This window comes from Arthrobacter agilis, from assembly GCF_002953615.1.
In the GTDB taxonomy this organism is placed as follows: Bacteria; Actinomycetota; Actinomycetes; order Actinomycetales; family Micrococcaceae; genus Arthrobacter_D; species Arthrobacter_D agilis_B.
This window is the reverse complement of record NZ_CP024915.1, coordinates 799,215-802,763: the sequence shown is the minus strand read 5'-3', so window position 1 is coordinate 802,763 and position 3,549 is coordinate 799,215. Positions and strand designations below refer to the sequence as shown.

The 3,549-nt window shown below is 70.8% G+C and carries 3 protein-coding genes and 1 pseudogene; 2 read left to right on the top strand and 2 right to left on the bottom strand.

The features are described 5' to 3' along the window. Nucleotides 1-325 (top strand): annotated as a pseudogene (locus CVO76_RS03880) (alpha/beta hydrolase); the annotation flags it as partial. Between the two features lie 179 nt (nt 326-504). After that, on the top strand, nt 505-1,320 hold the full coding sequence (locus CVO76_RS03875; RefSeq protein ID WP_208740745.1) for a lysophospholipid acyltransferase family protein: 816 nt from the start codon (nt 505-507) through the stop codon (nt 1,318-1,320). Between the two features lie 105 nt (nt 1,321-1,425). Here the strand turns inward: CVO76_RS03875 and CVO76_RS03870 are convergent, their stop codons facing one another. Together CVO76_RS03870 and CVO76_RS03865 are read right to left on the bottom strand one after the other, a co-directional pair. After that, nucleotides 1,426-2,337, bottom strand: coding sequence for a GNAT family N-acetyltransferase (locus CVO76_RS03870; RefSeq protein ID WP_208740743.1), 912 nt, complete (start codon nt 2,335-2,337; stop codon nt 1,426-1,428). Further along, a partial coding sequence (locus CVO76_RS03865; protein ID WP_244186174.1) for a glycine--tRNA ligase occupies nt 2,337-3,549 on the bottom strand: 1,213 nt, incomplete at its 5' end. The genes CVO76_RS03865 and CVO76_RS03870, both read right to left, overlap by 1 nt.

The window sequence follows — 3,549 nt, the reverse complement described above, 5'->3', positions numbered from 1 at the left end:
GTGGCTCGGACCGACCAGCGCCGTCGAACCCCTGCGGGACCGCAGCGTCCTCATCCTGCATGGTGACCAGGACCGGTGGACGAGTCCGACGGCGTCCCTGTCCTTCGCCCGCCGCGCCCAGGGCGTGGCCCGGGACGTCCACTACGTGCGCATGCTCGGAGCAGGCCATTTCATGGTGCGCAGCGTCCCCGTGTGGCACGGCCTGAGTACGTCGTTCCTCCTCAGCCGCTTCGCCGACGACACAGGTGCCGCCGTCGACGCTCGCCGGCTCGAGGCGTCCGCCCGGCTCTACCGTGCTCCCGATCCGCTCGGCATCACCGCCTGAGTCCCGCGTCCGGTACGGGTGCGGGTCCGGGTGCGGACCGTGTACCTGGGTGCCGGCCCCCCGCCCAGGAAAAGCACGGTCCGGCGGGCGTAGGTCCGGCCGGGCGGGGTACAAAGGGTACAGACACGGTACGAGCGGGCCCTTCCGCTCGCTCCGACGACCGGAAGAGGGAACGGACCATGGGATGGAAGCCGCGGCAGAGCGACCGCATGTACCGGTTCGTGGTGTACGCGGGCAAGACCGTCTTCGCGGCCCTCCGCCTGCAGGTCCGGGTCACCGGCACCGAGAACCTGCCGGACTCCGATCCCCTCGACGGGCGTTCGCGTCAGGCGGTGCCCGGGCACGGCGCCGTCGTCGCGATCACCCACTTCGGGTACCTCGACTTCGCCTTCGCCGAACTGGTCCTGTGGAACCATGCACGCATCCAGGCGCGGTACCTGATCTCCAAGCGTGCGGCGGACCACTGGTTCGTCAGCCCCTTCGTGTTCGGCCTCGGCCACGTGGTCACGGACCGGAAGGCGGGTGCCCAGGCATACGACGACGCCCTCGCGAAGCTGCGCGCCGGCGAGTACGTCGCGGTCCTGCCGGAGGCCGGTGTGTCCCGCAGCTACACCGTCCGCGAGCTCAAGACCGGCCCCGTACGGCTCGCCGCCGAAGCCGGCGTCCCGGTCATCCCCATCTCCGTGTGGGGAGCGCACAGGCTGCTGACGCGCGGCCACGGCTTCTCCGTCCGTCGGGCCTGGAAGTCCCCCGTCCGCGTCCACATCGGCCCTGCCATCCACCATGCGCCCGGGCTCGACGTCGCCGAGGAGACGGAGAAGCTGCGCCAGGAGCTGCAGGACGGCATCACGACGTGCATCGCCGACTTCCCGCTGACCCCCGGGCCGGGTGCCTGGTGGATGCCTGCGCACCTCGGCGGCAGCGCCCTGACCGACGCCGAGCGCGAGGCGGCCGACATCGCGGACAGGAAGGCCGGCCGGCACGACCGCGGCTGACGCAGCGGGACGACGGAGGGCCGCTCCTGGTCGCCGGACCGGGAGCGGCCCTCTCTGTCGTCGAACGGTCGCGTGGCGCCCGTGGTGTCCGGCCGCTTCCGGCGCTCAGGCCGTCGCGACCACCAGTGTCTCCGGTCCGGCGAGCCGGGCCGCGCCCGTCGCCAGCAGCGGTTCGACGACGGCGACCAGCGCCTCCATGGAGTCGTCGACCTCGAGCTGGATGGGGTACTGGTGCACGAGCATGGCGATCATGGTGGCGACGGCCGCCTGCTGCTCCTGCGGCGCGAGCGTCGTGTCGTAGCCGAGCAGGACGTCCGCCGGGTCGTCGGTCCGGGCCTGCGTGTAGCTGACCGCGAAGGCCGCGATGGCCCCGCCGTCGGCCTTCGGCCGGTCACGCAGCACGATCGCTCCGCCTGCTCCGCTCACATCGCCCAGGAACAGCTGCTGCGCGCGGCCCAGGCTGATGTCCGCGCGGTCCCACGCGTGCACGGACTCGTAGAAGGTCGCGAGCGCCCGCGTCAGTTCCACGGATCCGGTGGCCGCCTCCTCGAGCTGCGGGCCGGCGGCGTCGTCGAAGGAGGGGGCAGCGAGCGCCCCCGGCCCGACGACGACGAGCCGGGAACGCTGGAGGGTGCCGAAGCCGGTCGCCCGGGCGAAGGCGGCGCCCGTGGTCCCGGGCGTCACCTTCGAGCGCAGCGCCGTGACGCCCGACGGCGAGGCGGCCGCTTCGTGCTGGAGCATCGTGAGGAGTGTCGAGCCGACGCCTGCCCTGCGGTGGTCCTCGGCGACCTCGATGTAGCACCAGAGCCGGTCCGGGTGGAGCGCCGCGCCGTAGACGCAGCCGGCCGCGACCGGGATGCCCTGGTCGACCACGGTGATGCAGCGGTTCCACGGGCTGTCCGACGGCGTGCGGAAGGATCCGCGGAACTGCTCGGCCGCCGCCGACTCGGGCCCGCCCCAGAGCTGGATGAGCTCGAGGTCGTCCCCCTCCTGCCAGGCGCGGTATTCGAGGGCCATCAGGCTCCGATCAGGCGCGCGGCGAGGTATCCCTGCACCTGGTCGAGGGACACGCGCTCCTGGGCCATGGTGTCGCGCTCGCGGATCGTCACCGCCTGGTCCTCGAGCGTGTCGAAGTCCACGGTGATGCAGAACGGCGTGCCGATCTCGTCCTGGCGGCGGTAGCGGCGGCCGATGGCCCCGGCGTCGTCGAAGTCGATGTTCCAGCCCTTGCGCAGCTGCGCCGCGAGGTCCTTCGCCTTCGGGGAGAGGTCCTCGTTGCGGCTGAGCGGCAGCACGGCGGCCTTGACGGGGGCCAGGCGCGGATCGAGCTTCAGCACGGTGCGCTTGTCCACGCCGCCCTTGGCGTTGGGCGCCTCGTCCTCGGTGTAGGAGTCCACGAGGAAGGCCATGAAGGAGCGGGTCAGGCCGGCCGCCGGCTCGATCACGTACGGCGTGTAGCGCTCGTTGGTCGCCTGGTTGAAGTACCCGAGGTCGGTGCCGGAGTGCTTCGAGTGCGTGGAGAGGTCGAAGTCGGTACGGTTGGCGATGCCCTCGAGCTCGCCCCACTCGGAGCCGGAGAAGCCGAAGCGGTACTCGATGTCCGTGGTGCCCTTGGAGTAGTGGCTGAGCTTCTCGAGCGGGTGCTCGAAGAGGCGCAGGTTGTCGGCCTTGATCCCGAGGTCCGTGTACCAGGAGAAGCGCTGGTCGATCCAGTACCGGTGCCATTCCTCGTCGGTGCCCGGCTCGACGAAGAACTCCATCTCCATCTGCTCGAACTCGCGCGTGCGGAAGATGAAGTTGCCCGGCGTGATCTCGTTGCGGAAGCTCTTGCCGATCTGGCCGATGCCGAACGGCGGCTTCTTGCGCGCGGTGGTGAGGACGTTGTTGAAGTTCACGAAGATGCCCTGCGCGGTCTCCGGGCGCAGGTAGTGCATGCCCTCCTCGGAGGCGACCGGGCCGAGGAACGTCTTGAGCAGTCCCGAGAATTCCTGGGGTTCGGTCCACTGGCCCTTGGTGCCGCAGTTGGCGCAGGTGATGTCCTTGAGGCCGTTCTCCGGTGCGCGGCCCTTCTTCTCCTCGTACTCCTCCTCGAGGTGGTCCGCGCGGTAGCGCTTGTGGCAGGACAGGCACTCCACGAGCGGATCGCTGAAGACCTCGACGTGCCCGGAGGCCTCCCAGACCTGGCGGGGAAGGATCACGGCGGAATCGAGCCCGACGACGTCCTCGCGT

Bases quoted from the DNA above. Each gene is read 5' to 3' on its own strand.
- CVO76_RS03875 (WP_208740745.1), top strand. From the start codon at position 505: ATGGGATGGAAGCCGCGGCAGAGCGACCGCATGTACCGGTTCGTGGTG.
- CVO76_RS03870 (WP_208740743.1), bottom strand. From the start codon at position 2,337: ATGGCCCTCGAATACCGCGCCTGGCAGGAGGGGGACGACCTCGAGCTC.